The organism is Saccharicrinis fermentans DSM 9555 = JCM 21142 (genome assembly GCF_000517085.1).
Taxonomy (GTDB): Bacteria; Bacteroidota; Bacteroidia; order Bacteroidales; family Marinilabiliaceae; genus Saccharicrinis; species Saccharicrinis fermentans.
Genome location: NZ_KI912107.1, coordinates 1307590 through 1332309 on the forward strand (window position 1 = coordinate 1307590; position 24720 = coordinate 1332309).

The 24720-nt window shown below is 35.4% G+C and carries 13 protein-coding genes and 1 pseudogene; 7 read left to right on the forward strand and 7 right to left on the reverse strand.

What is annotated here, in order from left to right:
• Positions 1-3 precede the first annotated feature (3 nt).
• The 7 genes from pglX (at position 4) to brxL (ending at position 16018) form a co-directional block, all read left to right on the forward strand.
• On the forward strand, positions 4-4014 hold the full coding sequence (gene pglX / locus CYTFE_RS31035) for a BREX-1 system adenine-specific DNA-methyltransferase PglX (RefSeq protein WP_052343009.1): 4011 nt from the start codon (positions 4-6) through the stop codon (positions 4012-4014).
• A 51-nt stretch (positions 4015-4065) separates the two neighbouring features.
• Complete coding sequence (locus tag CYTFE_RS0105380) at positions 4066-4677, forward strand: alpha-ketoglutarate-dependent dioxygenase AlkB family protein (protein WP_044213869.1); 612 nt, start codon at positions 4066-4068, stop codon at positions 4675-4677.
• Positions 4674-5693, forward strand: coding sequence for a DUF1848 domain-containing protein (locus tag CYTFE_RS0105385; protein WP_027470980.1), 1020 nt, complete (start codon positions 4674-4676; stop codon positions 5691-5693). The genes CYTFE_RS0105380 and CYTFE_RS0105385 overlap by 4 nt, the downstream gene beginning before the upstream one ends.
• A gap of 2 nt (positions 5694-5695) precedes the next feature.
• Positions 5696-10291 carry a DEAD/DEAH box helicase gene (locus CYTFE_RS25095; protein ID WP_052343010.1) on the forward strand — a complete coding sequence of 1532 codons (4596 nt, stop codon included), beginning with the start codon at positions 5696-5698 and terminating at the stop codon, positions 10289-10291.
• Positions 10291-11415 (forward strand): hypothetical protein, encoded by a 1125-nt coding sequence (locus tag CYTFE_RS0105395; RefSeq protein ID WP_027470981.1) that lies wholly within the window; start codon positions 10291-10293, stop codon positions 11413-11415. Before CYTFE_RS25095 ends, CYTFE_RS0105395 begins: the two co-directional genes overlap by 1 nt.
• A 23-nt stretch (positions 11416-11438) precedes the next feature.
• Entirely contained in the window at positions 11439-13934 is a 2496-nt protein-coding gene (pglZ, locus tag CYTFE_RS0105400; protein ID WP_027470982.1) for a BREX-1 system phosphatase PglZ type A, read from the forward strand.
• Between the two features lie 68 nt (positions 13935-14002).
• Complete coding sequence (gene brxL / locus CYTFE_RS0105405; protein WP_027470983.1) at positions 14003-16018, forward strand: BREX system Lon protease-like protein BrxL; 2016 nt, start codon at positions 14003-14005, stop codon at positions 16016-16018.
• Between the two features lie 677 nt (positions 16019-16695).
• On the opposite strand, the gene CYTFE_RS28410 is transcribed toward brxL, so the two are convergent.
• The 7 genes and pseudogenes from CYTFE_RS28410 to CYTFE_RS31400 all read right to left on the reverse strand — a co-directional run.
• Positions 16696-17631 carry an Lcl domain-containing protein gene (locus CYTFE_RS28410; RefSeq protein WP_052343011.1) on the reverse strand — a complete coding sequence of 312 codons (936 nt, stop codon included), beginning with the start codon at positions 17629-17631 and terminating at the stop codon, positions 16696-16698.
• Between the two features lie 3 nt (positions 17632-17634).
• The gene (locus CYTFE_RS0105425; protein WP_027470986.1) at positions 17635-18117 is read right to left on the reverse strand and encodes a T9SS type A sorting domain-containing protein; all 483 of its coding nucleotides are present in this window, start codon (positions 18115-18117) and stop codon (positions 17635-17637) included.
• Between the two features lie 848 nt (positions 18118-18965).
• The gene (locus tag CYTFE_RS0105430) at positions 18966-20549 is read right to left on the reverse strand and encodes a hypothetical protein (RefSeq protein ID WP_027470987.1); all 1584 of its coding nucleotides are present in this window, start codon (positions 20547-20549) and stop codon (positions 18966-18968) included.
• Between the two features lie 205 nt (positions 20550-20754).
• Positions 20755-21918: a restriction endonuclease gene (locus CYTFE_RS28415; protein WP_052522297.1), complete on the reverse strand. Its 1164-nt coding sequence runs from the start codon at positions 21916-21918 to the stop codon at positions 20755-20757.
• A 372-nt stretch (positions 21919-22290) separates the two neighbouring features.
• Positions 22291-23454, reverse strand: a complete 1164-nt coding sequence (locus CYTFE_RS0105440; RefSeq protein WP_027470237.1) for an IS91 family transposase — start codon at positions 23452-23454, stop codon at positions 22291-22293.
• Positions 23451-24062 (reverse strand): tyrosine-type recombinase/integrase, encoded by a 612-nt coding sequence (locus CYTFE_RS25110; protein WP_262505569.1) that lies wholly within the window; start codon positions 24060-24062, stop codon positions 23451-23453. The genes CYTFE_RS0105440 and CYTFE_RS25110 overlap by 4 nt, the downstream gene beginning before the upstream one ends.
• Positions 24051-24272, reverse strand: a pseudogene (locus CYTFE_RS31400) (phage integrase N-terminal SAM-like domain-containing protein); the annotation flags it as partial. The pseudogene CYTFE_RS31400 and the gene CYTFE_RS25110, both read right to left, overlap by 12 nt.
• Positions 24273-24720 lie beyond the last annotated feature (448 nt).

Sequence of the window (24720 nt, forward strand, 5' to 3'; positions counted from 1 at the left end):
AACATGAACACCAACATACTAAAACGTTTTGCACAACAAGCCCGTATTAAAATTATACAGCAAGTAAGTGCCCGATTAGAGCTCGTGCTGAACACCGACTCTGCTGAGTTACGCGAGAAAGCTGCACCGCTTAAAAAACTACAGGAAGCTATTAATGCTACCTCCAAAGAGCAAGTGGTAGACAAGGTGGCCTATACCTGGTTTAACCGATTGATGGCTTTGCGTTTTATGGATGCCAACGACTACCAGCCTATTGGTGTAGGCGTTGTAACGCCCAAGCCGGGACATACCTTACCTGCCTTGCTCGACGAAGCCAAACAAGGCAACATACACGACGACCTACAGGTGAAAACACAGCACGTGTACGACCTGCTCGATGGCAAAATACCCAGCAGCAATGCACAAAACGAAGCCTACAAAGAACTACTCATTGGGGCCTGTAACCATCTGCACAAGATATTCCCTTTCCTCTTTGAGCGCATTAGCGATTATACCGAGCTACTCTTGCCCGATGACCTTATCTCTGAGTTCTCTATAGTAAACGATTTTAACCAAGGCATGACCACTGAAGACTGCCAGGAGGTAGAAGTCATTGGTTGGCTCTACCAGTTTTATATCTCGGAACTGAATGATGAGTTAATCAGCTCAAAAAAGAAATACGAAAAGAATGAATTAGCACCAGCTTCTCAGTTATTTACTCCTAAATGGGTAGTGCAATATATGGTGGATAACACCTTAGGACAGTTATGGTCCGAAATAAATATAGACACTAAAGTAACCGATAGTCTTGAGTTTTATGTTAAGCCGGCTTACAAAGAACAGCTACAAACACGCAAAGCTAAAAGTATTGAAGACATCAAGTTTTTTGAGCCATGCGTTGGCTCAGGACATATTTTGTCCTACGCCTTTGATGTGTTTTATAAAATGTACGAAGAGCAAGGCTATAACCCAACAGAAATACCTGAACTCATCATTACAAAAAATCTGCATGGAGTAGATATTGACCCAAGAGCTGCTCAGTTAGCATCTTTTGTGCTTTTCATGAAAGGACGACAAAAGCACCGCAGGTTCCTGCGTTCAGTGGTAAAAAATAACATCAAGCCAAATATTACTTTTTATCAGGATTTTGAGTTTGATGACAAATTCAATAATGCCTCTGCTTTAGGCTCACTTATTAAGGTTGAACCCAACGAAGTAGAACAGTTGCAAATTGATGAAAATTCATTATTTGGTGCGCAACAAGCAGAGTTAAAAAAGCTATACACCCTACTTGGGCAGAAATACGATGTTGTAGTTACTAACCCACCTTACATTAGCTCATCTCGAATGGAAGGTACGTTAAAGCAATATGTTGAAGCCAATTATCCCGAAACCAAATCGGATTTATTTGCCACATTTATTTTACGCTGCCTGGAACTTTGTAATGAAGATGGCTTAACAGGATATATGACACCATTTGTGTGGATGTTTATTTCTAGTTACGAAAAATTACGAGCAAAGGTAATTGACAACCATTTCATCAATAACTTAATTCAACTTGAATATTCTGGGTTCGATGGTGCAACAGTACCCATTTGTACATTTACATTACGTAATAAAAACATCAATGATGGTGCAAAAGGAAGTTATATTCGTTTAAGTGATTTTAAAGGAGCACAAAATCAAGCCCCTCGTACCCTCGAAGCCATCAAAAACCCTCAATGTGGCTGGTTCTATACCGCCAATCAAAAAGACTTTGAAAAAATTCCAGAATATAGATTAGGCTATTGGTTAAGTGGATTGCAAATTGATGCGTTTGTAAATCATACAGAATTAAAAGAGTCACATCCCCCAAAAGCAGGATTATCGACTGCTAACAATGATCGTTTTTTAAGATTCTGGTGGGAAATAGATTCTGATAAATTTGGGTTGAATTATAATTCAAGGGAAGATTTAATCTCTTCTAAAAAGTGGATTCCAATGACCAAAGGAGGGAAGTTTAAGAAATGGTTTGGAAATAACGAATATGTTTTAAACTTTTCAGAAGATGGTGAAGAATTAAAATATTGGCTAGTTAACAACCCTAACGATCCTTCAACAAAAAGTTGGTCTCGGTATATTAGGAATTACAATTCTTATTGTAAACCAGGTATATCTTTCAGTGATGTAAGTTCCGGCACTCCTGCTTTTCGAATGCAAGATTCAGGATTTATACCAAACTCTCGTGGACCATTTATATATAGTGAAAGCAAAGAGCTTTTAGGATTTCTAAATTCAAAGATATGTGTTTCTTTTTTAGAATTACTTAGTCCAACTTTAACATTTAACGTGGGAGATGTCTCAAGGGTTCCGTTTAATGATTTGGAAAATACAAGGATCGCTAATGATGTTGGAAAGTGTATAGAAATAAGCTCTCAAGAATTTTACTCAATTGAGAGAAGTTGGTATTATAATCAAAACGAACTCATCCGTATTAAAGGTCAAGATCTAGAAGAAAGCTACGACCTTTACCAGCAATATTGGCAAAACAAGTTTTACCAGCTACATAAAAACGAAGAAGAACTCAACAAGCAGTTTATTGAGATATATGGTTTGCAGGAGGAATTAACACCCGATGTGCCTTTGGCAGATATTACCATACTCAAAGAGGAATTGGATCAGAAGCAGCTGAAAGCCATAAGTGAGCGTTATAAAAGTGGTTGGCAGCTAGTGGATGGTGGTCAGTGGGTAGTGGATAGCGCCCAATCGCCAATCACCAATCACCAACTACCCAAACTCCCTTTCAACCCCAAAGAGATCTTCAAACAATTCATCTCCTACGCTGTAGGCTGTATGTTTGGGCGCTATAGCCTGGATAAGGAGGGGTTAATATTGGCTAACCAAGGAGAAACACTTGAGGACTACGTCCGCAAAGTGGCTGGTGATTGGTGGATAGAAGATGGTGAAGGCAATTGGATATTCAACCCTAAAAAAGATATAGATGAGTACTATCAAGAACTTCAAAGAGCTGAGAATTTGGCAACAGGGCAGGAAAATGGTCAAGGAAGTGTATATTCTGATGAAGCAAATGCCCAAAGAGGAACTATTCAGTCTGACCAATCAGATCAAAAGAGCGGCAGTCAGTATACCCAGCAACATAGCAGAGGGGCAGTCCAGGGGAACGAAGGAGTTTATTCACTTTCTGAGGATAGCACAGGGATCGCTGGCGGAGCTCCAGACTCAACTACTTTTGACCACCGATTTGGAAATGATACCAGCAGCCCAAATAACTCCAATACTAACGGAGCTGGAGAGTTTGAGCAAACAAATAAACAGCCTGATAGCCAAGCTGCGCAACAACTACCAACAGCCACCCACCACCCACTAAGCACTAACCTCCAAGCACCAATCACCTTTATGCCAGATGATGACAATATTATCCCTGTGTTAGATGACGAGTGGTTTGACGATGATATTGCAGGTCGTTTTAAGGAGTTTTTGAAAGTCAGCTTTGGAGCTGCCAACTACGATAAAAACCTGGCTTTTGTAGAGGAGTGTCTGGGTAAAGATATACGCAAGTATTTTATCAAAGACTTTTATGCCGATCATATCAAGCGCTATAAAAAACGTCCTATCTACTGGCAATTCTCATCGCCAAAAAGTTCGTTTAGCGTACTTATTTATATGCATCGCTACACACCCGATACCTTGTCACAAATACTTAATGGTTACTTGAAAGAGTACCGTGAGAAATTGAATAACCGTATAGAAAATGTTAACCACCTGATTGAGACAGGCTCTTCATCCGAACAAACCAAAGCCGCCAAGGAAAAGGAGAAAATAGAAAAGGTATTGCACGAGTTACAAGAATACGAGCGCGATATACTTTACCCACTGGCCACCGAGCGCATCGCCATTGATTTGGATGATGGCGTATTGGTTAATTACAATAAGTTTGGTACAGCCATAAAAGCCGTAGCAGGCTTAAATGATAAAAAGACCAAGGATAAAGTGAGAAAGTTTGATTGGATAGATGTGGAAGGGATTAGGGGGTAGTGGATGGTGAGTAGTGGATAGTGGATGGTGGATAGTTAAATAGGAATAGAGATGCAATTAGATTTATTTAGTCAGGGAAATAGTCAAGCTCAGTGGGTAAGTATCACCAATGGTGAATACTTGTTTGTGCCTGATTTTTTTAATGTTGAAGAAGCCAACAGGCATTTCAAGACTTTGCTGAATGATGTTGAGTGGAAACAAGAATCTATGAGTATGTATGGAAAAGTAATACCATTTCCACGTTTAACAGCCTGGTATGGCGATAATGATAAGCCTTACTCTTTCTCTGGTATTATTCTTTCTCCAATACAATGGAATGAAGCGTTATTAGAAATAAAGGCAAAAATTGAAGTTGAGGCAAAAACCATTTTTAATAGTGTATTGCTCAATCGCTATCGTAATGGTAATGATTCGATATCGTGGCATACCGATTCCGAAAAAGAACTAGGCTTAAATCCCATCATTGCTTCGGTTAATTTTGGAGCCACACGCAAGTTTCAATTGCGACATAAAGAGAGCAAGGAGAAAATAGAATTGAAGCTAGGCCATGGCAGCCTGCTAATAATGGGTGGTGAATTACAACACTATTGGCAGCATCAGGTACCCAAAACAAAAAAGGCAGTGAATGAACGGATTAATTTAACATATAGAGTGATTAAATGAGTTGGATAAAACTAGATTTAACAAACGACCAAGGCCAAAACGTAAGTGCACAAGCACCTATTATTGTGTCTGCCAGTCGTAGTACGGATATACCAGCTTTTTATGCCGATTGGTTTATAGAACGTTGGAAAAAAGGTTATATCAAATGGAAGAATCCTTTTAATGGGGTACCATTATATGTGTCTTTTGAAAAAACCAGAGCCGTGGTTTTTTGGACCAAGAATCCGCGACCTATGATGAAATATCTCCCTTTTTTAATCGAGAACATCAAAAACTTCTATTTTCAATTCACACTAAACGATTACGATTTAGAAGGCTACGAAGGCAATGTGCCCCCTGTGCAGAGTCGTATTAATACATTTATTGAACTCTCAAAGCAGATAGGGAGAAAACAGGTTATTTGGCGTTTTGATCCCATGATATTAACGGATGCCATTACTGTAGATATCTTATTGGATCGGGTTAAAAATATAGGCGACCAGTTGCAGCACTACACCAATAAACTGGTGTTTAGTTTTGCGGATATAGGGATTTATAAGAAGGTAGCTACTAACCTAAAAAAAGAGAATATTGTTTATCAGGAGTTTACGGAAACCACCATGCACCAGTTTGCCAAAGGGCTTCAGGAACTGAATAAAGAATGGAATTTTGAAATTGGCACTTGTGCTGAAAAAATAGATTTGAAACAATATGGCATTGTACACAATAAGTGTGTGGATGATGATTTGATGATAGATCTATTTCAGCATGATGAAGAATTGATGAAGTTCCTGGGTGTCACCATAACACCTGCTACCCTTTTTGACCCTACACCTAAAATTGAAAAGAAGAAAAATAACAAAGACAAAGGGCAACGAGAATTGTGTGGTTGCATCAAGAGCAAAGATATAGGCCAGTACAATACATGTCCGCATGAATGTGTATACTGTTATGCAAATACTTCAATAGAGGTGGCAAGAAAGAATTATAAAACACACAAAGAAAATCCTGTTAGAGATACCATCACAGGTCTTTAGTCATGGAAGCATACATAAAACAAATACAAGAGCTAAAAGCCCCCACATTTCAGAAAATTAGACAGATTGCTATCGATAGCATTAGTTATTTAAGTAAAGACGAAAGGGATGAATTATGGTGTAAGTTGAATCATGGGGTTGATTTACTAGATTCCCATGAACTAATGTGCCAGTTTTTGCGGTCATTCGGTAATATGCATGAGGCCAAAATTCATGAGGCTTTAAAAGTTATACCTAATAGTATTTTTAATGGTGAATTTGATATTGTTGACTGGGGGTGTGGTCAAGCTTTGGCAACAATGACTTTGTTGGATTATTTAAATCGTAACAAGTTAAATATTAATGTTCAAAAAATTACTCTTATTGAACCATCTTCTATGGTATTGGAGCGGGCTGCGTTGCATGTGGGCACTTTTCTGGGAGGGAATAGTAAGGTAGTAAAATGCAACAAGTTTCTGGATGATGTAACCATCAATGACTTTATATCAGAAGGTAATAGGCCAGTCATTCACTTCTTTTCCAATATCTTGGATATTAAACAGATTAACCTTAAGCTATTAGCCGGAAAGTTGGATGAATCAGTACTTGATGATAATTATATAGTGTGTGTTGGCCCATTAAATTATAGCAACAAACGTATTGATCATTTTTATGATTATTTTAAAGTTCCATTGCTTTATGAAAAATTAGATACTCAATTGTATTACGGAGGTTCAAACACCTGTACTTGTAATATAAAGGTCTTTCAATTAAAGTATACAGGTGAAGGTAATCTGATACCGATTGAGTTTTATCCTGAAGTACAATTTCATGCAGCATATCAGTTAGATGGAATAAATCACCTAAGTAAAGAAATTGCTGGTAAAAACCAGAAAGATATTAATGATTTATGCGAAAAACTAACTTGTTTTGAAACCGCTACACCCTTTGATATTGGAGCAAGTATATACGACGATGTACATCCAATATTGGCTGTACTTAATAATATAGTGACTAGAGGATTACCCACGAAAGCAAGTCCTTTCATCGAGTCACAGTTTGCGCAAGCATTTGGTTTAACCGCGAGAGAGAACAGACCTAATGGCGATATAGTTTTTAGCTTGCAAAAAGAGTTGGATTATCTGCTACTACTGCAATGGTTATATCAAGAAGATAATAATAAAGAACAAACAGAATATACAAAAGTTGATACTGTCAATTTACAACTTGTATTGTCTCCCATAGCCATTGCACGATTACAAAAAGTTATTTTAGAGGCATTAATGTTGGGTCGACTGAGTTTAGATCAGGATGAATGGAGGGTTTTGGTAGAAGAAAAAGATGTTCCTTGTGCAGCCATAGCTTTTAAAGATTTAGCGATGTTATTCGATCATATATGTGGTTTAAGTGAGGATTATAGTTATATTAAATTCCCGAAAATAGAACTGGATATCATTAGCTGCGAAGAGTTTAGTAATTCACCTTTACATTTAGATGCGAATGTTTCCGCAGTTAAAAAAGCAGTCCATAAAAAAGTAGAGTATGACTTGGTAATAGAAACCTCCACAATAGGGTACAAGGGTATTAAGGAAGATAGCTTTAGCCATTTTAAGGTAAAAAAATATTGTTATTTTAAGATTCAGTCAGCAAAGGAAATTACTAGTACAAGGACAATCTATACGAGTGATGAAATAAATTACCGAAATTTAGTTTCTAAAGATGAACGGGGGGAGTATAAGGAAATTGAAGAAAGAAAATCTTTATTGCAATACTTTTTACAATTATTATTCCGCAAACAAGATTTTCGACCTGGTCAGCTGCCCATATTGAGTAGAGCATTACAAAAAAAATGTGTCATAGGATTATTACCAACGGGGGGAGGTAAATCATTAACTTACCAAATTGCAGCACTTTTACAACCTGGTATAACTTTGATTGTTGATCCTTTAAGTTCGTTAATGAAGGATCAATATGATGGATTAATCAATGCAGGAATAGATTGTTGTACTTATATCAATTCCACGGTGGAAGATAAAGAAGCAAGAGCTAAGCAGATGGAGAAATCTGAAAAGTTGTTTGTATTTATGTCTCCAGAACGATTGGCAATCTATAAGTTTCGTAAAAGACTACAAAGGATGCACGAAACATCAGTATATTTTGCTTATGGAGTGCTTGATGAAGTTCATTGTGTTTCAGAATGGGGACATGATTTTAGAATCCCATATTTACATTTAGGAAGAAATTTATACCAATATGTGAAACCAAAAAATGGTCATGTCTCATTATTTGGACTAACAGCTACAGCCTCATTTGATGTACTGGCCGATGTTGAACGCGAATTATCAGCAGAAGGAGCCTTCGTACTAGATGCAGATACCATCGTCAGGTATGAAAATAGTGATAGATTAGAGTTACAATATAAAATAGAAAAGGTTAAGGTTAAATTTGAAGAAGATAAATTCTTTAAATTCGGACACTTAGATCCAGGTTTGCCAAGAGCTATCAGTTTATTTGGTCCTTTTTCATCAAAGGCAATCCAATTAGCGAAAAATAGAGCATTATATAGTTACATTAGTGAGGTACCTAAATATGTAAATGAATTACAAAATCCTGATTGGTTAGCTACCATTCATTCACGTTTCAAAAAACGTCAAAATTTAGATGAACTAGCGTATAGAGATCTTAAAACAGAAATGGCTGCTGATTTTTTCAAAAAGCAGGAGTGCTATGATCAGGCAGGTATTGTTTTTTGTCCACATAAAGCTAATACCGGTATTTCAGTAGAAGCAAATAAGCAAATACTATCTACAAAAGTAGCATCCATAGGAACATTTTTGGGTGGTGACGATACCGGTTCTAGTGTTGAAAACCTTGAACTATTTAGGGATAATAAGCAATCGGTAATGGTGGCAACGAAAGCTTTTGGAATGGGTATTGATAAGCCTAATGTTCGCTTTACGGTGAATATGAATTACTCAAGCTCTTTAGAAAGTTTTGTTCAAGAAGCCGGTAGAGCAGGTAGAGATAGAAAAATGGCCTTAGCTACTATCTTAATATCTGATTATAAAATAGAGCGCCTTAATCCTATAGTGACTTATGATGGGGATGATTTTAAGATAAAAAAAGTATTTAACGCTATAAGTGGGAAATGGTTTGAAGAAGGTGATTTAGAGGTAATATTAGAACATTATAATATTCAAGTAGATCCGGAATATATTGATATTTGTACCCCTGCTAATGATTTTGCAAAAATAAGTTGTTCTAATAAAACTGCTACAGGTATTTTTATATTCTCAAAAAAATTATGCGAAGAGGAATGCCCTAATTATAGCCATTGCGATGCAGCTAAAGTACCTATGCAAGCAAGAGAGTGGATGTTACAGAGTGAATTAGAGCAATTGATAAATGATAATAAACTTATTATTGACAAAAAATTTATAGAATACCAAAATAACGATTTTAGTACGGTATTGCATTTTTATAAGAATAGCTTTAAAGGCCCTATTGTTGAGAAAACAAATATGAATGCGTTACTCAATAACCATATGATTACCGTTTTTAAAGGGGATGATATTGAGTTTGCAGAGGAGGGTGTAAGTCTGGTTAAAGGATTTTTATCTCCGCTAGTAGATGCTGAAATTGGAGAAGAAATTGTTTCGTTTATTAAATATGAACCTGCTAAACCAGTTACAAAGGAAGAAGGAACCCAATTGGATATTGCAAAGGCAATATATAGAATGACCTGTATAGGTTTAATTGATGATTTTACACAAAATTATGAAAAAAAAGGCTATAGGATTGTATCTAAAAGAAAGGGTGAAGGAGAATACATAAAAGCACTAAATAAATTTTTACTACGATACTATAATACAGAAAGGGCAAAAGTTGAACTTGAAAAGTTGAATGATTTTAAGGTGAAAGGAGATCCTAAAGTACCGATAAAAGATGAAATTTATAAATGTTTAGCTTTTCTAATAGACTTTGTTTATGAGAAAATATCAGAAAAAAGAAAACGTGCGATTAACGACATGCGCACATTCTGTATTAGTGGGCTTGATGAATCAAACGATTGGAAAGACACAAACGAAAATTTGAAAGATTTTCTATATTTTTATTTTAATTCTAAATATGCGAAAAAGGGTTATGAAGCTGCTAACGGAGAACCATATTGTATCACAACAGATACTAATGAAGGTAAAGATTCATCAATAAAGATAGTATATAAATATCTTCGTGTGATAGAAGATGAGATTATTGGTATTAGTGGTACTCCAATTGATAATGTAAAACACTTGCAAGGAGCTGTGCGCTTAATACGTCGCTCTTTAACTGACAGTAATCCATCGCTATCTTTGTTAAATGCATTTTGCCTATATTTTTTGGGTACAAATGACAATAAGTTACTTGATGAAGAATTGAAAGAAAGCTATTTCAATGGGATGATAGAGTTTGAGAAACGTCTTTCTATTAAAACATTTTGGGAATTTTATGATACATATAACGGATTTATAGAGGGCGTATGTACTAATCTGTCTCTGTTTGAAGAGCACAAAATAGAACTCACTCTTAAAATACATAAAGAGAAATTAATAAACTTTGAAATAAACTATACCGAATAATGAGCAAGGAAAATATTAATAAGTTATTAGTTGAAATACAGCAGAGTTTAACAAAGATTGATTCAGCAAGAGTACAGGTAGAGAAGGTTACTAAGAATGGAAGTGAATTAGCAAAGGCTACCCATCTATTGGCCAAAGATGTAAAAAATATTGCTGATGTGATAAAGAATGAAACATCATCGGTTATTACTGATTTTTCAGTAGGGTTTGAGGAGTTTGAAAATAAGATAGATGAATCAATTCATAAAAGTGAAAAAAGTATTACTCAGGAGGTAGTTTATTTTAAAGATGCCACACAGAAATTGCAAAGTCATACAGAATCCGCTATAGCTGAAATACGGTCATTATCATCAGGAGTAATAAAGAAACAAGAAGCGGATATAGTAAAGACTATGAATACTATAGTCGATGATTTTACTAGCAAACTAGTTCACTTTGAAGATAAGGCTGGAGTTACAATAGAAAAGAGTGAAAATAGTTTTACAGAACAACTGGAAAGCTTTATAAAGGAAGTATCAGCGTTAAAAACAGCAAGTAATAATGCTATAAACGAAACCCAGTTACTATCTGTTGAAACGATAAAGAATCAAGAGGCTGAAATGGCAAAGACTATGGATACCATAGTCAGTGATTTTACAAGTAAATTAGACCAATTTGAAGAAAGGGTTGGAGTTACAACAGAAAAGAGTGAGAATAGCATTTCTGAACAACTGGGAAAATTCAGTAAATCAGTAGCTGAAATAACGAATACAAGTAATATTATAATCAATGAAGTGACTTCTCTATCCATTGAAACGCTTAAAAAACAAAGTGTTGAGGTGTCTCAAATTGTTGAAGTTATAAGTGGTTATAGTACAAAAATTCAAACTCTAGCTGATCAGTTATCAACAACAAGCTTATCCAATGAATTAGAAGAATTTAATAAGGCAGTTGCAGAAACACATACAGATAACCTTACTATTCAAAAAAATATAGAGAACCTAGAAAAAGATATAGCAGATAGGTTAAGTAAGTCGGATCAGTTGCATAAGGTTTTGTTTAAAAAGCAGCGAATAAATTCTTTTATCACATGGAGTTTGATTCTTTTATCAGCAGGTGCTATTGCCGTAATAAGTAATTTATAGGTTTTTCATTAGTTTATTCTAATATGTCCAATATACAACAAGCATTATATAAGCAATTTGAGAATCATCGTATCGTATTTTGGTATGACGAAAAGGAAGATATGACGGAACAATTCAATGCGATGGCTTTGGAGGGTATTGAAAAAGTTCAAGTTAAAGGCAATGAATTTGAAGTCAAGTATCTGGTAGTAAAACAATGCCCCGAAAAGAAGTTTCTACTCTACTTTACAGGGGCTAAGCCCTTAAATGAGGAAAATTGGCTGTTGGATATTGAATTGGCACACCAAGTGTTTCACACGGATCAGGAGGCTATGTTTCTTCAGGAAATAGGGTTAGGATATCATCTTAAGGAATTAGTAGCTGAGCATATAGAGTTTTTTAAGGCGAAGAAACGTCGCTTAAAACTCAAGGAATTGTTGGGTAATGATGATGGTCATCAGGAGATTAGGTATAAACTGCTTGCGGTTCTTTTTGGTACTGAGCATATTAATCTGCTTACTTTTATTCATGCGCATGCATCTGCCTTTGCCGATGGCAATGAAAAGTTTGATAAAGATCTGGATTGTTTTAATCTGTCTGGATTTTATTGGCATGAGATAGCGCTTAAATATAATTATCAAAACGAGACACCTTCACTTTACGATTTTCTATTAGAAGTTTTTAATAATAACTTTTGCCTGGGGACAAAATCAGGTTTGGCTAAGGAGTCACGTTTGTTATTGTCGCTATGGCGAGACACCATTCAATATAGGGAGAGCTTTAGTAAGCTGTCAGCTAAGATTGAAGTTGATATAGATGTTGAAAATAAACTTAATCAAGCTAGTTTGGAAGAGGTAATCAGTGATGAGCTATTCCGTTTATCTGATCTTAAGGTAATACATGAATTGGTGAGCCTGATTAGTGCAGAAGAGATTTCAAATGATAAAGTTACAAAGTTAATTAAACAGCGGGAAAATAAATTTTGGTTTCATGAATTCAATGCTTTATATGAATGTTTAGCGGAGGCGTCTACTTTAATAGCGCTTATTAGAAAGTATGCTGATACAGAGTATGAATCGTTATCGGAAGGTATTGTGCATTATACAAAATTATTGTATAAAATAGATGCTGTTTACCGTAAGTTTATATGGAACTATCGGAAAACAAATCAGAACAAAATACTGGTAGAGTTATTTGAGAAGATTGATAAGGTATATGCCAATGACTGGTTATTGCAGTTTACGAATAATTGGCAAAAGATAGTGGACAACTTAACGAGCTGGCCTACCGAAGTAAGCCATAGTCAACAGCAGTTTTTTGATGTTCATGTTAAGCCATTTATAAAAAAGAAAAAGCGCCTTTTTGTTATTATATCAGATGCTTTTAGATATGAGTGTGGTGTTGAGTTAAGCAGACGATTGCAATCTGAAAATCGTTATGAATCATCCATAGATTATATGGTGAGTTCGCTACCTTCGTATACGCAGTTAGGAATGGCTTCTTTGTTGCCACATAAAAAACTGGCCTTACAAGAAAAATCAGATGTTGTATTGGTAGATAATATGAGTAGTACCGGTATTCAAGGTAGATCAAAGGTGTTGAATACTAATTCGGGGGTAAAAGCAACGGCCGTTAAAGCGGAAGATTTTATGAATATGAATTCAGCTAAAGAAGGCCGGGAATTTGTAAAGGAATACGATCTGATTTATATTTATCATAATAGAATTGATAAAGTAGGTGATGATAAAACAAGTGAAGAAAAGGTTTTTGAGGCGGTAGAAGATGAGGTGCAGTTTTTGATGGATATGATGAAGAAAATAGCCAACATGAATGGCTCCAACATGATGGTTACCTCAGATCATGGATTTCTTTATCAGCATAGTGAACTGGAAGAGAGTGATTTTTCAGTATCTAAGCACAAAGGCGAAGTGTGGAAGGAAAATAGAAGGTTTGTAATAGGTAAAGCGTTATCAGGAGATGCATCAACAAAAGCGTTTAAGGGTTCCGAGTTGAATATTGCATCGGATGTGGATATACTATTTCCAAAATCTATAAACCGATTAAGGGTTAAAGGAGCAGGTTCTCGTTTTATACATGGAGGGATATCTTTGCAGGAGATAGTAGTTCCCTTAGTGAAAGTGATTAAAAGAAAGAAAAATACAACCTCAAAAGTGAATATTGATATTATAAAATCAACAGATCGGATTACTACCAATATATTATCAGTATCGTTCATTCAATCGGATTTGGTGACAGAACAAGTATTGCCACGAAGCCTACGTGCAGCTATCTATGCTGAAGATGGGGAGTTATTGAGCGACCAGTTTAAATACAATTTTGATATTGATGAAGGTAGTGAACGGATGCGTGAGGTGAAATACCACTTTCAGATAAGTACTAAGGCAAGTGGGAAATATAAGAATCAAAGGGTGAAACTGATTTTAGAGGAACCAGTAGAAGGCACTTCTAAATGGAAAGAATACAAAAATTATTTTTATACATTGAATATTTCATTTACGAATGATTTTGATGGTTTTTAAAAGTATGTTTTTGCATAAGTGGCCGATAGGGCCTCAATAGCACATCCATAAAAAGAATAGTTAACAAAATGACAGAATTAGATAAAAAAATAAATCAACACTTTGGTGGTAAAGTAGTAAGAAAAGATCTGACTAAATTGGTAAAGGGTAATGCGATAGTACCAACTTATGTATTGGAGTATTTATTAGGGCAATATTGTGCGACAGATGATGAAGAAACTATTTACCAAGGTGTTGAGACTGTTAAGAATATCATATCTAAGCATTTTGTACATCGCGATGAGGCGCAAATGATTAAATCAACGGTACGTGAAAAAGGAACACATCGAATTATTGATAAAATTGCAGTAAAATTAAATGATCGAAAAGATCAGTATGAAGCTTCTTTTGCCAACTTAGGGTTAAATAAGATACCTATTGGAGATTCTGTGATTAAAGAGCATAAAAAGTTGTTGTCGAGCGGTGTGTGGTGTATTCTAAGCTTGGCTTATTATCCGTCTGATGAGAAAGATGCGTCACCCTGGATTATTGAAAATATTAAACCAATACAAGTGTCTAATGTAGACATTGATGAATATAAGGATATCCGAAAGAAATTTAGTAAAGAAGAATGGATAGATCTGCTTATGCAGTCTATAGGACTGAACCCTAAAGAATTTACCTTACGTTCAAAGTTACTACAACTCACCCGTTTGGTACCTTTTGTAGAGAATAATTATAATTTAATTGAGTTAGGGCCAAAAGGAACCGGGAAATCACATATCTATTCGGAAATGTCACCACATGGTATCCTTATCTCAGGAGGCGAAGTATCCAAAGCTAAATTATTTGTTAATAATAGTAGCGGAGAAATAGGCTTAGTTGGCTACTGGGATGTGGTGGCCTACGATGAATTTGCGGGAAAGACTAAAAAATCGGATCGTGGGCTGGTCGATATCATGAAAAATTATATGGCCAATAAATCTTTTTCAAGGGGAACGCAAGTGTATGGAGCTTCTGCCTCGATGGTATTTGTGGGTAATACGGATCATTCTGTACCACATATGATTAAACATAGTAACCTGTTTGATGCGTTACCTAAAGATTATTACGATACTGCTTTTTTAGATAGAATGCATGCTTATGTACCTGGTTGGGAGGTTCAAAAATTACGTAATGAAATGTTTAGCTCGGATTATGGATTTATTGTGGATTATCTGGCTGAAATATTAAAGGGATTAAGAAAGGATGACAAAACAAATGAGTATGCTAAATATTTTAAACTATCCGATTCTATCACTACGCGCGATAAAACATCTATAGCTAAAACATTTGCCGGCTTGCTTAAAGTCATCTATCCTCATGGAGAATTAAATGAACAGGAAGCTAAGGAGCTGCTGGATTTTTCGATAGAGAACAGAAAAAGAGTAAAACAGCAGCTTCAAAAAATGGATGAAACCTTTGAAGAAGTAGATTTTAGCTATGAGAGAATTAGCGATGGAAAAAGAACGGTGATAGAAACGTTAGAAGTATTGGAGTATGGTGTGCCTGCGACTAAAAAAACGTTAATCAGCGATGAAAGTAGTGTAAAATCGGAAGGTAAGAACGTGGCTGAGGATGTACCTTTTGAACTTGAAGGTGGTCAAAAGATTATACGTGATAACCAAAAAGGTATTTCTTATGATATGCTATTGGGTGCTTATCTAATAGGTGCAACAGATATTAAAATCATTGATCCATACGTACGTTTGCCTTATCAGCTACGTAACTTCATGGAGTTTGCTAAACTTGTCACAGAAAAGAAAGAACCAGGTGTTGAAGTCAAATTGCATTTGGTGACTAATAATAATGAAGATTATGTAGAGAATGCTAAAGAAGCATTTGAACAGATGGCTTATTCTTTAGAGGCTTTAGGCATACTGTTCTCTTATGAGTTTGATGAAAACATCCACGATCGTTCTATTATAATGAACAATGATTGGAAAATCATTCTTGGCAGAGGACTTGATATCTGGCAGAAAACAGGAGGCTGGTACGATATTAACGAATATGTGCAAGAACAACGATTGTGCAAAGCATGTGAAATAACATACGTAAAAAAATAAAGGTAGCGTTTTTTATACCGCTACCTTTATCTTGGATAGTTTTAACTAACTAGCTTTTGTGACATGGAAGACAACAATGAAAACAACCGTCGACTTGGTTATAATGGCTTTTTGCTGCATTAATAGCAGGTTTACAATTAGAGAAAACACCTAAGTCAATTTTGTTGTGATTTTCTGGCATGAAAATACATCCTTCTTTGTGTACTTCATGGTCTCCATTGTCTTGAGCATTTTTGTTCACATAATAATGTGGCATAATGAATCGTGTTTAAAAGGTTAATGAATAAATTAATACTACAATGTTAAGCGTGACTAGTGCAGTCATTGTGCATAGTAAATTCATTATTTCGAGGGGTCAATTTACAATATGAATTGTAGACTAAGCTACTTATCCAAACTTCATCTCCGCTTGCTCTTGCCCTGGCAAACAGAAAAGCTCTTTTGTAATTTTAGCCTTGCTGATTGTTGCACCACTCAACAAAACTGGAACAAATTCAGCTTTGCGCTGGCTTATCGCAATAATGGTAAAATGTATGAGTAGTGGCAGATTGACGAGAGTCAATTTATCCGACTGCTGCAAAAGTTAGCACGAGATTCGACTGTCGATTTTGCACAAACCGCCATGCCTTATTAGCACGAGTTGCCGCTTGTAATTTATACTAGTGAACACTTTGCTATTAGAAAGCTCTTATGGCTCTAACTTTATAACTACCTGATTTGCCATAAGGAGCTCTGTATTTTGAACTTAAAATATAACAGTAAGCTTTACCTGAATCATATTCTGTAGATGACCAATAAATACTCCTATTTTCTTCATAATGCCCAATCTCAATTTCTGTTGTCAAAGAATTACCGTCATTTGAGATAGCTTTATTTATTTCATATAGATGGTAGTCAATAAGAGATAATTCTGTGATACCAGGTAAATACCAGTCACTATATATCCCTGTATCATAGTCATTATTAGTGTAGTCATTACAAAGTTGAGATGCACTATTTGAATGTCCTTCTTGATTAATTATAGCTGTTGTATTGCTATCTCCATCCCATGAATTAGTTGTTCCTATGTTTGTATCAGTAATATTACTCCATTGATAAGAAGTACTTAAATCTACCATACTAACAATTAGACCATGTTCACCAGTACTATCAACTAAAAATATAACCCCACCACCATATAAATCTCCAATATTGTAGGAGGATGTCACCGATTCAGCAGTTTTTGCATGCAAAGCATAAGGTACACTAAGTAATTGACTTGAACCAGTTATTGTATATGATGTTCCTCCTGTGATATCAATCTCTGTTTTTAGAAAAAATGTATCGCTAGACCAGTCAATACTTTCAAATTCTCCACTTTCAACACTGCCTTCACCAATTATAATAGAGAGTAAACCATTATAATTAGTTGTAGTAGTTTGAGTTTCTACATATACAGATGTGCCGTCAGCTGAACTTTGAAGTATGCTAATTTGTATTCCTATTTCTTGATTTGCCACCAAGTCATCGTTTGAATTCCTAATTACTGCTTGGTAACTCAATTTTTCCGGAACTTGAGCAAAGCAATGACTTGCAATAGATAATGCGATAACGATTGTAAATAGTATTTTCATTATTTATTTTTTAATGATTTGAAATGAATTAATTTTTTCATTGTTTTGCAAAATTGTAATAAAATATGTTGCAGAGACTAATCCGCTCATATTAATTTGTGTTTGAACATCAGTTATTTTACTTTTTTGTAATTGCCTGCCATTAATATCGAAAATTTTATAGGAGTAATTTTCCATATCATTAGTTTCAATTTGCAGTGTTAAAATATCACTTGTAGGGTTTGGATATACCTTAGTTTTTATATTAAGAAATTCTTTAACTTCTGTTGTTATTGTAATTTCATAGGGGTGTTGCACTCCTTCTGATAATTCACCATCAGCACCTGTATGAATCGAGTTTGCAAATTGACCGATACTATAACTAATAGTACCATCACTGCTTGAAATATTGTTGCATCCCGCATTTACACTTTCCTGAGCTCGCATTCCTGTCAACTTCATAAATAACAAGAAAAACAAACATAAAATTAAGCTTTGATGTTTCATTTTTTTACTGGTTTCGTATTATTATTGATTCTTCTAGAGGTCTTTTAGCGGCAACGTCGTTTCGAATATGGGGCGTTTGGCATTTCAAGACACCATCGTATCAAATCGCTATATATTCTATTAATTGTACTTATTTCAAATTTAGCACTATCCGCCAAATGACCTATATTTTGTGTGTGTGCCCTGCATGTGCTGCAGTACACCCACACCCGAAGTTGTTGAAAAAGTTTGAAAATACAAATTATCTTCAATAAACCTCGGATTAGGGTGCATTATTTTTATCCATAGGGTGAAAGTCCCATCACGGGCGGAGGTAACGCTTCGAACCGTTAGCAAGTGGCAAGCTGGCTTGGGGTGACCCATGCAGTGAAGGAAGCCAAACGGCAAACTCTGGTACTGACGGACAGAAACCGTATATGAGGCTTTGTAAACCGGATGAGCAAGCATATCATTGTGACGTCCAAACACCAAGGAGGTGAGTGTTTATAAAGTAGATGCGGCAGGCATTGGAGGAAGGATACAGCAATTACCAGGGGAGAGCTCCGTAACCACGGGTTGGTAGAGCGGAGCAGTCAGCAGACGCCATAGTACTTGCAAGTAACGAGCTACATAGAGGAATGTAGAGGTCTCACAACGCAAGGAAGGGCCGAGCATTTGGGAGATAAAAAATTTGACTGGGAGGTATAAGGATTCGAGCCTTACTAGCCCTTTCTTAAAGTATTGAAAAGCTATAGATGGTGAAAAGAGCAACTATAGTAAACCAGATGAACCGCCGTATACGAGACCCTTACGTACGGTGGTGTGAGAGGTGCACCAGTGGGCTGTTAGCTCACTGGCCATCTACTCGATTAGCTCTCGTTATTATTGTAATTTTCATTCCAAATTATCTCATAGTTTTTACAACTTTCGACTTTGCCATAAGTAAGTGGAGCTTTTATCGTTTTAGTCTGATTCATATTGATTACACAAACAAGTGATGGTGGTAAACCTCTATTAATAAATTCTCTTACTCGTGCATCTGTTGTATAAATAAATACTCTTGTATATCGTACTCTTAAGAATCTTTTAAAACTGAATTTCTTATATGATGATTTTGAGTGTTTCTTCGCTAACCTTATTATATTTTGTGCATTTGACTTAATATCTTCGTTGTCAACTTTCCCATTTATATAATAACTAACTCTAGGACTAATAAGATACCTGCCTTTTGAGTGAGAACTACTTTCCTTATATCTGTATCGGTTAGATAGTTTGTGGCTTTGTATGCTCTCTAAATAACTACCCAATGAACTTTTTAATATCATTCTATATGTTCCTATTTTATAGAATAGTTTAGGTAGTTTCCATTTGGGGATAAAAAACAGTAGATTATCCTCCATAACTCCTTTGTAGTCCTCTATCTGACTGCTTTCGTGTTTTCGTAATTGGCAAAGCTTGTCTGTATTAAACCCCGCAAATCCATCAATTTTAGATTTAGAATTTTTCGATTTTAAGCCGATAAAAATTCTATTATAACCTGTGGTGAATTTCTCTGTTAATACTGCAGTTCTGAATATGTTAAACTGAACTTTGTTATAATCTAGAAAGTCATTCTTGATATATAGATTAAGCTGTCTTTTGTTATTTATATTACGACTATCAAAAGATGTTATTGCTTCCCAAGCTGGTCCGTTAATTTGGTATTTTAGTTCTTCAAATAAAAGACTTTGTGGGATATAATCATTTAACGATAAGTTTGGCTTTGACGATGAAAGAAAATAAAGCCCTAGTGACAATACAAACCCATTTAAGCAATCGAGTAATCTATCGAACATTTTAATAATTTGCTTAAAAGGAATAGAAGTCGCATTTCCTTTTTTATCAATATACTTGAATTCATTATTGATAATTTCAATTTTCCCGTGAGCGATACCGTTTCTTATGTTATTATTATAAAATTCTGAGATAAAACCAAAATCAGTATTTGCTAATTCTTCTACACAATTAAATATGTCTAAGCCTGAAATAGATTTGCTTCTCGAAGTTCTTGAGTAAATCGATGGTAAGAGAATTAAGGTGTAGAATCCATTTTCTAAAAGCCTTAAGTAATTGTAATGAATATTTTTATCGATAAACTCTAGTATATCTAGCTCGTCTTTTGGTATTGCAATATTGTGAATGTTTAGACTGTTGATTTCTTCAATAACTCTTATTGATTGGTCAATAATTCCTCGGTTCTCGCCGAGTATCTTTTTTGATTCTGATGCCGATAGTTTTGATAGAAAACGAGTATATTCTATTTCTGCTTTTTTAGAATAGTATTTGTTGGGAGAAACTTCAAGATATCTAATTAGCGACAAGCACTCAGCATCTCCATCAATACTAAAGCTGTTTTTAACTTTAGTAAACCAATTCTTATGAAGTTCTCTTGTTATAGGATTCTCTATAATCATCGGGTGTTTTTTTTAATGAGAGCTAACGGTAAATTATAAGTGGAGCAGTGGATTTGCGTGTGATTCTCTGTCCGTATACGGACGAGAGAATGAGCGGAAAGCCGCCGCTGGCATAGCACTGAACCCACTGTTACATTTATAAAATGTTAGGTGCTGGTGTTACCTTTTTTATTTTTCAATTTTATATTTTGTTTGTATTTCAATTCTAGTCGTTTTTTATAGTCAGTTGCAATAAATGATTTGGTAGCTCAGGAAAAATTAAGTCCTTAGTTTCTAAATCATCTTTAAAAATACGAACTAATTCTTTTGCATTTACTAAGTCATTTCGTTCTGGTCTGTCAAGAGTTTGCTCTAATTCTTGGTATTGTTCTAAAACATAATCATTTAATTCTTGCATGTTTTTTCTTTTACCTTCACGATAAACAAACTTTAATATTGATAGACCATATTCTGCAATCTTTAAATTATTTAAGTGGATAAAAGCATCATATGCTAAGATATATCCAATGTAAACACATTTTTTACCATTTTCAATCCTCTTTTTCGTGTCATTATTATAGGATGAAGGAAACAAAGTAAGAACTAATGAATGAATTGAACCAGCAATATCCGAAGGGATTTTTACTGATGTTAAGTGTGCGACATCTTCTAAAAAATCGAATATTGCACTAGCAATTCTTTCATTTGAATGGTCTGGAAATCTATAAAGTTTATTTAGTACATTTTTCTTGTCATCCCAAGATGCCTCAAAATACTCCTCTCTTATTTTTTCAATCTCTAAAATAATTATTGCCGTTTTTGTAATTTGAAAAACATCCTCTTCTGTCATTGTGAGAGTCAGTTTGTTATTTTCATCTTTTTGATTTGACTTATCAATGTATATACTCTGACGATATTTATCATTTGAATCTGGAAAGTAACTTGCAAGTAATCTCTCTTTTTGATTACATGATAATAATTCTCGCTCAATTCTTGTTGAGTCATAAGTTGTACCTTCGATTCTATCCCTTAGTGCATAAAGCTTGTCTGAAAGTGTTGAAGAAGGTAAAGTTGAGTAGAATCCTAAAAAACCTTGACAATTATGTTTTAACACTCTGTCATAAATGTCTGGCTCATCAGTATCTTTTACTGAATTATCAGAATGAGCAAAATGTTTGCAACTTACAAGCCATTTTATTGTCGTTTCTCCACTAACACCAGTTCTGGTGTCAGAAACAATTAAATCCTTTTTACCATCAGGACCTCTATCTGGTCGTCTAATAATTTTGAAACCAATAGTTTCTAGGAAATCACAGGCAAACTGTTCAAATCGGTCTTGTCCTCCATTACTTTTATTTGCTTGTGGTATTTCTCTGAAATCAATCATCATTTTTGGTTAAATTAGTATAAGAGCACTGGGCTGAATTTCACTTGCACCTAACTTATAAGGATTTTATCCTTTGTTCGACCAAGATAAGTAAAAAGTTGAACATTGATAAATATCCAAAATTATGATTGCTAATATTTATTAGTCATGAAGGATAAAATTACGTTGAACGAAGGCGGCCTAACCTATGCACATTTCATCTAGTTCTTTTTCTTTGTAAACGCTCTGATCCTAATATTTCTCTGTTATTTATACAACATTCTTTCATCAGCATGTTAATTTCGTTTGGTTTAAGGCATAACAATCCCGTTACACCCACATGAACGGTTGTTTTATTTGCATCCATGAAACAAAGAACGTTTTATCTGCTTAATGTCATTCTAGTTGGTGCAATATCCTTGTGCGAACCATTATGCCTTTATTGCATTTGGGGCATATGCAAGGATCCTTTCCTATTAATGCTCTTAACACTTCATATGAGGTAAGGCCTTCGAGGTTTGACAACCACATATTTTCACCCACTAGTGCAATTACCTGTTCTCGTTTACCATGTATATGTACCGTTGCAAGTATGCCAACATATCTGATTTTAAAGAATCCGCTAGGTAAGACGTGATGTATAAAACGCCTCACAAATTCAAGTTGATTTAAGGTCATTTGTTTTTGCTTGCTATTTTGTCTGTAATCTTTATAGGTAAAGCTCACTTGCTTGTCCGATAAAGATGTTAGCCTATTATTAGATATAGCTACCCGATGGGTGTATCTGCCCAAGTATTGTAATACACTGTTGATACCCCCAAACGCCTTTTTACAGTATACATTCCATCGTTTACTGTACAGTTCTGATTTCAACATTTGAGCTCCTTCAAACTCCTTAGGTAACCTCAGTTTTTCCTTGATCAGTAGTTTTTCGAGTTGCTTAACTAGTATACCTCTAAACATGCCAGACAATGCCTTTACGGGCACAAAGAACTTCTTGGGCGAAGCAACCCATTCCATACCATCCGTAGACAGGCCGCCAGCGGGAACCAGCATATGAATATGGGGATGATACATTAATGTTTGCCCCCAGGTATGCAGTACACATAGTGCTCCAACATCAGCACCTAAAAATGAAGGATTGCGTCCTGCATTTTGTAAAGCTTGGGAGGCAGAACGAAACAGTAAGTCATAACATGCTTGTTGGTTGATGTAAAACAATGGATGTAGCTCCCTTGGTATGGTAAATACAATATGAAAGTAGCGTCCGGGCATTAATCGACTAGTGAGCTTATTGACCCATTGCTGCTGCTTTAAATACTGACACTTGGGGCAATGTCTATTGCGACAAGAGTTATAGGACTGTTGACTGTAACTACAGCTGCTGTTATTACAATACGCAATATGACCGCCTGCTTCTGATGTACGGCACCTTGTTATAGCTTCAATAGCTTTTTGTTGTTCTTTGTTCAACCTTAACTTGGTAGCAATATCATCTTGACAGCTCCTCACAACATCGGCCACTTCTATTTTCTGTTTACTATTTTCGGTGTGACTCATGGCTGTGCCTGTTTTATTGGAATTAACAAATTGGGAACTTCGCCAAGGTAAGGGTGAGCCAAATGAAGATAACCTGAGGTTGTTTTTAGTGAACTGTGTCCCATCAGTAACTGCAACCGTTTCAAATTGATACCTCTTTCAAGCATATGAGTAGCAAAACAATGTCGTAACACATGAGGCGATACGCCTTTATTTATACCTACTGATAAGGCAGCACGTGATACTATCTTACGAAAACTTGTTGCGGAATATTTCTTCCCTTTTTTAAAGCCCTCAAAAAGATACTTCGAAGGACGATACTGTTTAAAATAAATTCTGAGTTGTTCTAATATATCCTCTGGAAGTGGTACTTCTCGGCTTTTATTACCCTTGCCTTTTATGCGTACAACCAAACGTGCCGAATCTATTTGCTCAGGCAACAAACTTAGAGCTTCTTCGCACCGCATGCCCGTTGCATAAGTCAACATCATTAATGTACGATGTTTGACATTATATGAACTTGTCACCAAACGATAGGCATCTGACTGAGACAAAACCGTGGGTAGTTTCTTCGCTACTCTTGGACGCTTTATCTTAATGCCATCCCACTTGTTCCCAAGTATATCCACCCAAAATATTTTCCAGGCACTAATCATTTGGTTGATGGTACTGTTCGAAAGCTTTTTTTCTTGAAGAAGATAATAGCAGAAATCTTTTACTTCCTGATGACTAAGTGTTGACGGAGACCTCCTGTAATACTTTGCCAAAATCGAGAGCATAGATACATAAGTATCTACAGTTCTCTCACTGTAACCGCGTAAGCGCATTTCTTGAATGACCTGCGCGCGTAATGTTTTTTTTTCATCTTATAAAGTATTAATGAATAATACTTTAAGTTACCACTTTTCTAATTAGCGACGAAGGAGCTTTCGTTCAACGTATGCATAAGCGCATTACGGTTATGCCTGTTATATATTAGTTCTTTAATTGCTGTAACTATCGTTATTTAACGAATACATATAGGATTTTTAACTATTCTGTTATTTGAGTTTATTGCTAAAAGATAGTTTTATGGAAGTATATCTATGGGGAATGTATAAGATTCATTTAATTAGTTTTAGGTTCAATAATAGAAGCTTAAAATTAGAAATTATTTGACCAAATAATATTCAGTTTATGAATTTATTTTTATTTACTCCATTAAACTAAATAATATAACGGTAAAAAACACCGTTGCTTACATATGTGATATTAAGTGTTTTATGAAATACTGGTACTGTTAATGTT